Source organism: Baaleninema simplex PCC 7105, from assembly GCF_000332355.1.
In the GTDB taxonomy this organism is placed as follows: Bacteria; Cyanobacteriota; Cyanobacteriia; order Cyanobacteriales; family Geitlerinemataceae; genus Baaleninema; species Baaleninema simplex.
In genome coordinates, this window is the sequence record NZ_KB235955.1 from 21,736 (window position 1) to 27,735 (window position 6,000).

General features: G+C 50.0%; 6 protein-coding genes. All 6 read left to right on the forward strand.

What is annotated here, in order from left to right; genetic code table 11:
• Positions 1 to 148 precede the first annotated feature (148 nt).
• The 6 genes from GEI7105_RS35720 (at position 149) to GEI7105_RS0100135 (ending at position 5,731) form a co-directional block, all read left to right on the forward strand.
• Complete coding sequence (locus GEI7105_RS35720; RefSeq protein ID WP_051044099.1) at positions 149 to 445, forward strand: Uma2 family endonuclease; 297 nt, start codon at positions 149 to 151, stop codon at positions 443 to 445.
• 269 nt (positions 446 to 714) lie between these two features.
• Positions 715 to 1,305: a ParA family protein gene (locus tag GEI7105_RS0100115; protein ID WP_017658449.1), complete on the forward strand. Its 591-nt coding sequence runs from the start codon at positions 715 to 717 to the stop codon at positions 1,303 to 1,305.
• Positions 1,302 to 1,586: a hypothetical protein gene (locus GEI7105_RS0100120; protein ID WP_017658450.1), complete on the forward strand. Its 285-nt coding sequence runs from the start codon at positions 1,302 to 1,304 to the stop codon at positions 1,584 to 1,586. Before GEI7105_RS0100115 ends, GEI7105_RS0100120 begins: the two co-directional genes overlap by 4 nt.
• Before the next feature lie 243 nt (positions 1,587 to 1,829).
• Positions 1,830 to 2,426 carry a plasmid pRiA4b ORF-3 family protein gene (locus GEI7105_RS0100125; protein WP_017658451.1) on the forward strand — a complete coding sequence of 199 codons (597 nt, stop codon included), beginning with the start codon at positions 1,830 to 1,832 and terminating at the stop codon, positions 2,424 to 2,426.
• A gap of 753 nt (positions 2,427 to 3,179) precedes the next feature.
• Positions 3,180 to 4,910 carry a site-specific integrase gene (locus tag GEI7105_RS0100130; RefSeq protein ID WP_144053603.1) on the forward strand — a complete coding sequence of 577 codons (1,731 nt, stop codon included), beginning with the start codon at positions 3,180 to 3,182 and terminating at the stop codon, positions 4,908 to 4,910.
• A gap of 251 nt (positions 4,911 to 5,161) precedes the next feature.
• Entirely contained in the window at positions 5,162 to 5,731 is a 570-nt protein-coding gene (locus GEI7105_RS0100135; protein ID WP_026097314.1) for a Uma2 family endonuclease, read from the forward strand.
• Positions 5,732 to 6,000: the final 269 nt, after the last annotated feature.

Consider the following 6,000-nt stretch of genomic DNA (forward strand, 5'->3'; position numbering starts at 1 on the left):
TCGTGGGAGTGTCAACCTGGTTTACCCCGGCTCGCTGTCTCATCAAACCGCTGAGACCCGCAACGGCATTTCGCGCCTCAATGTCATCGTCGTCGATAAAGAGGCGTTAGACTGCGAACCGCTCTGGCAAAGCGAACCCCTCGTCACGTTGGGCAGTTCGGTCAAACTGGTGGTGGAAGTCGTCAGTACGAACTGGCAGAACGACTACGCTCGTAAGGTCGAAGACTACGCCGCCCTCGGCATTCCGGAATACTGGATTGCCGACTACGACGCTCAAGGAGGGCGACAGTTCATCGGACATCCCAAACGTCCCACCTTCAGCGTCTGTACGTTGGCAGACGACGGAGCCTACGACATCCGACAGTTTCGAGGGAGCGAGATCGTGAAATCGCCGACGTTTCCCGAACTTCAGTTGACCGCCGAGCAGATCCTCAGACCTCGGTGAGTCGCACGCCGAACGTCAGTGGCTCTTCCGTCGGCGTAGCATGGGAGCTGGCCCGGCTCGCTGTCGACCTCGAGCCAATCGTAGGAAGCGAAGATCGTAATTAAATGTTTGAATGTTTGAAAATCTAAACATCTAGACTTAGCTTGTCGCCAAAACCTTAAACCCAAGGGCATTAAAGGGGGGACTCTATAGACATTTAAACATTCAAGCGCTCAAACATCTAAACATCTGCTAAGATCGAGCTGTTCGATATAGCTTCAACCTAATTAATGATTGTCACTACGGCATCGTTTAAAGGTGGCGTTGGCAAAACCACAACGGCACTCCATCTGGCCGCGTACTTTCAAACCAAAGCCCCCACGCTGCTCGTCGATGGCGACCTCAACCGTTCGGCATTGGAATGGTCGCAGCGCGGACAGCTACCGTTTAAGGTGTGCGACGAAAAACAAGCCGTGAAGTACGCCCGTCAATACGATCGCATCGTCATCGATACGCCCGCCCGTCCCGAACCCCAAGACCTCAAAACTATCGCTGAAGGATGCGACCTGCTGGTGTTGCCTTGTACGCCCGACGCGATGGCCCTCAGTGCCATGTTGCACATGGTCGAATCGCTCCAGGCGCTCGAAACAGAGTATCGGATTCTGTTAACCATCGTCCCGCCGAAACCCTCGACCGCTAGCGACGACGCTCGACAGACTATCGAAGAGGCAGGACTGCCGATTTTCAACGCGCAGATCCGCCGTCTGGCGGCGTTTCAAAAAGCGTCCCTCGAAGGAGTTCCCGTCAACCAAGTGAAAGACCGTATGGCCAACATCGCCTGGAACTGTTACGTCGAAGTCGGTCGGGAGATACTAGCGTGAGTCCACAGAAAAAAACACAATCGGAAAGTCGTTTTAACAACCTGTTCAAAAGCGTTCGCAGCAGCGAACGACCGACAGGTAGTCAATCTGACGACGAGACCCCCAAGCAAACGGAAGAACCTTTAGCCAAGAGTAAAGACGCCGAGTATCAGCGAACGACGCTCTACTTACCCAAAACACTGCACCGCAAACTCAAAACAGCCTCCATTGAAGACGGACGCGACATGAGCGATATCGTCGCCAAACTCATCGAAGACTGGCTAGATCGTCGAGGTATCTAAACATCTAAATGTCTAAATGTTTTTGAGGGGGCGAGCGGACGGCACACCCCGCAGATTTAATAGTTCTCAATCTCTAGGCAGTAGTTAGACATCTAGACATTTGAACATCTAAACAGTCAGACTGGTTGGCCCCAAAAGTGATACAGATGGTAGAGGCGGGAACTCCCTATCGGACAATTGCTCCTGATTGAAAGCAAACGTTACCGTCAAGCCCACCCGAATGTCTCTCCCCCTCACTCGAAAATGACTCCTCGAAAGAAAGCTCAGTCCATCTATCAGCTCAAAATCACCTTAAAGGGTATTCGTCCACCGATATGGCGACGGGTGCAGGTACATAGTGATGCGACCCTTGGGCATTTGCACTGGGTCGCTCAACTTGCCATGGGCTGGATGAATGCCCATCTCCATTCTTTTTTGATTCAAGGGGTAGAGTACGGGAAGCCTATGCCTGAATTGGGTTTCGGCGATATGGAGATGCAGGACGAAGAATCGGTCAAGTTAAGCACTGTCATTCCAGGGGAAAAGTTCAAATTTCTCTATCTTTATGACTTTGGGGATGGCTGGGAGCATGACATCTTAGTCGAGAAGGTACTTGAGGCTGAGGCTGACATCGACTATCCCATTTGCATTAAAGCCAAGCGTGCCTGTCCACCTGAAGACTGTGGAGGAGCTTGGGACTATCAGCAATTGCTAGAGACGATCCGAGACCCGACGCATCCAGAGCATGAGAAAATGCGCGAATGGGTAGGGGAATTCTTTGACCCTGAAAACCCTGAATTCGATGAGATCGATGGACTCTTAAAGATGATTCCTAAAGATACAACTAATTTCGAGGGCTAGAAGTACTGCCATACCAGGGGTTCAGCCTTAGCTTACGCTCCTGCTCCATTGCTACTCAAACCCCTAAAACTATCTTTAGAATTCGTTATATCTTGACGATAAGCAACTATTAATATCGCGTATCAGTCAAGCACGCGACGGAAAATTTAAGAAGATCTAACACTTGTCATCGTCCAAAAATGTAGTTTATAATATAGCTAAATCAAAATTTTCCAAGCGCTTAGCCTCACTGGTGTTCCACCGGTGGGGCTATTTTGCTTTTTGATTTTTTCTGGAACCCTTAATTGCACTAACTCATGTCCAAAGCAGCACTCTAATTCTCGAATCACTCTCTCAATGCGTCCGTACTCATACGAGTACGAGACAAAAATAGCAATAAATCGCCGTAATAATCTAGTAGCAATAGTTATAGCGATATAACGGAATGCATTTCTACTGAACATTACCCTGCATTGTTGCTAGAAATGTAATTTTTTTCGTACTACAATTACTTCGAGGAGATCTATTATGCCTGACATTCAAAACACTTCAAACAAATACAAGCAATCGAAAAAAATTAATCTCGGCAGTCTAATTCTTTTTGCTGAACAGACTTCCGACTTTCGGAATATTTCAAAACTGACAAGCAATTTACATACGGCTCTACGTCGCTACGTTTTGCCGGAGTTTTCACCTAATTTTAACCCCGATTTAGACCAGGTACAATTCAATCGCTATCTGCGGAGCTTTCCCGCCCCTCGCGTTCAAAAATCTGTGTTTCTCGAGTTATTCGATCGCTCGTTCGATCGCCGAGTTGCGGAAGGTTCGATTTCACCAGCCACCAAACGCAACTACCGCCTCGCTCTCCAACGCTTCTTTAAAGTCGTGCAGACGCACCCTCGAGCTTCGGAAATCTTTCCAAAACCTCTACCAGATCGTATGCCGAGTCGCCCAAGTCCCTCTCTGCGAAAGCGTCGCCAATCGCACAATCCCCTAATCTCCAATTTTTACTACTTCCCTCTGGAAAAGTTCCCTTCCGAACTCAAATCCGATATCGCGATATGGCACCAAAGCTTGCTCCGTCTTTCTGGATCTCCGGATCGAAAACCTCAACCTCAGCCTTTTGGACGTTCCAAGCATCTCAGCGCACGAGAACGCCGGCTCGAACGGGAACGCCGACGGCAATTAGCTCGAGATGAAGGGTACGAGTTTACTCGCCCCGAACTTCCGAAATTAAAGCGATCGACTCTCAATAGCTACGTGGATGCGATACAGCGCTATATGGGTTGGCTTGTCAACGTGGAGGAATATTCCCTGACGGAAATCACCTTTTCCTTGCTCAGCGACCCTACGATCGTTGCAGATTACGGCACTTGGCTGATAGAGGAACGGGGATGTACGCCAGGGGAACCTCAAAAGCTGGTACAAGCTATGCTGACTTTTGTGAAGTGGAAACACTTTCCTACGTGTCGCCGTGGTGACTGGTCAGATGTTCCTCTTGTCAAAACTTTGACAGATTTATGTCGCAAATATATACGGGAGTACCGTGCGACTAAGCCCGCTCGCGATTCTGAGAAATGGGCAACTCGCAATCTCACTCACGCGCAGACTCGCGAGGTGGTAGACTATCTTTGGCAATGTTGTGCGCCTCGTAAAGCATGTGGGTCGAAACGCCCTTTTTTCACACAGGGTTTTGCGTTCCAAGTACACCTTCTGGTGAAATTCCTAACCTACGCTCCCGTTCGACAGGAGGAATTGCGGAAGCTGATTTACGGCGATACGCTTTTGCGGGTTACGGATAGCGACGGTATCGAACGCTATGCCGTGCGACTTCTCGAACACAAGCGATCTTCTACTGTCCAGCGACCTCGCTACTACCCCCTACCTCAAATCTTGACTCCAGATTTAGATCGTTGGATTTTCGAGTGGCGACCTAAAATTCTGGCAGCAACGGAAACTATGGAAACATGGCTGGCTGGACGCGGCTATAGCTTGAAGCAACACGACCAAATCTCTTGTAATCTCGAATTGGCTCGGGCGGGGCGACTACCAAAGCCGGTCAAAAATCTGGAAAAATACGTATTCCATCGCTCTACCTTACTTAGCGCAATCCAAAGCCGCATAGATGCTTGGGAGACGGTTCGAGACAACGCAAGAGCCTGTAAGCACACGTTTCTTATGATGGGCCATCGCGATGCAAAAAACTTCGGATTACCTTACGACCAAGAGCTAGAAGGTTACGAACCTGGTTGTAGAAGCCATCTTTCAGGGATTGTCGCTCGTCATGTAGCAAGTGCTACGCTTGCATTGTTTGGAAAAGAGTATCCGCTGTCTCCTCACAACTTCCGACACATCGGGGCTCGTCAGGTACGAATTGCCGAAGCCAGTGTCGATGCTTTTAGTGCCTTGGTGGGACACTCTCCTCAAACGAATCAGATGTATGCCAATCAAGTGACGCTCGAATACGACTTGATTGGAGACAACGTGGATAACTGGTGGGTATAGAGGTAACTTTCGCTGGCTGGTGGTGAGAGTGCGAGAGCGAACGCTCAATGCCACCGCGAACGTTTCCCAACACCATATGTAATCCGCCAGCGAAGTCGAAAGTCACGGGACATGCGATCGACAACGACGGAGCGATCGAGACACGGGCGATTCTTGGGCAGAACGGTTTTGAGAGATCGGCCTGAGAATCGCAAACGGTCGGAGTGGCCGCTGAAGATAGAATCAATACAGGCGATCGAGGAGATCCGGCCATGACAGCTATAGTAGACACCCGACGGTTGAGTTTTGAAGAATATTGCCAGCTCGACGATTCAGATCGACGCTACGAATTAGTCAATGGAGAGTTGCGCCTGATGAATCCGCCGACAGGACGGCATTTTTTAATCGCAGGCTTTTTACAAGAAACGTTTAAGGATGAAATTAAACGCCTACAGCACCCCTGGACCTGCTTGCAGGGTGCGGGAGTTCGGACGGGGTTGGCGAAATCGCGCCTGCCAGACTTAATCGTAGTACCGACGGAGGCTGTGATGGAACTTCTCGATCGCTCGGCCGTGTTTCAAACTGCGCCGTTCTTAGCCGTCGAGATCGTCAGCCCCAGTTCGTCTGTGGACGACTACCGTTACAAACGTTCCGAGTACGGCGCGATCGAGATTCCCGAATATTGGATCGTGGACGCCCGCGATCGCAAGGTGACGGTGTTGTGCTTGGAGGAAGGGTTCTACGAGGAGACGATCTACACCGACAACGATGCCATTTCCTCAAAGCTGTTCCCCGAACTGGACGTGACGGTCGATCGAATATTCCAAATTGGCGAAAAATGACAGTTGCGCCGGCGCAACTACCGAACAAACAAGTATCCTTGAAATCCTCACCGTCCTTCCAGGGTGGTGAGGATGTCCTACGGAATCTGCACCCCATACCCCCTTTTAAAGCGATCGCCCAAAATCGATTCAAGTCTTTGCGTACATGGACTTGACGACGATGCCCGCAAAACAAGGTTTTCACAACAGGATTCCGTAGGACGCGCCCGACCGTATCGAACAGACAGGCTAACTTCAAAGTAGAGCTTGGACTCTTGCCGCAGATAGAT

Bases quoted from the DNA above. Each gene is read 5' to 3' on its own strand.
- GEI7105_RS0100115 (WP_017658449.1), top strand. From the start codon at position 715: ATGATTGTCACTACGGCATCGTTTAAAGGTGGCGTTGGCAAAACCACA.
- GEI7105_RS0100125 (WP_017658451.1), top strand. From the start codon at position 1,830: ATGACTCCTCGAAAGAAAGCTCAGTCCATCTATCAGCTCAAAATCACC.
- GEI7105_RS0100135 (WP_026097314.1), top strand. From the start codon at position 5,162: ATGACAGCTATAGTAGACACCCGACGGTTGAGTTTTGAAGAATATTGC.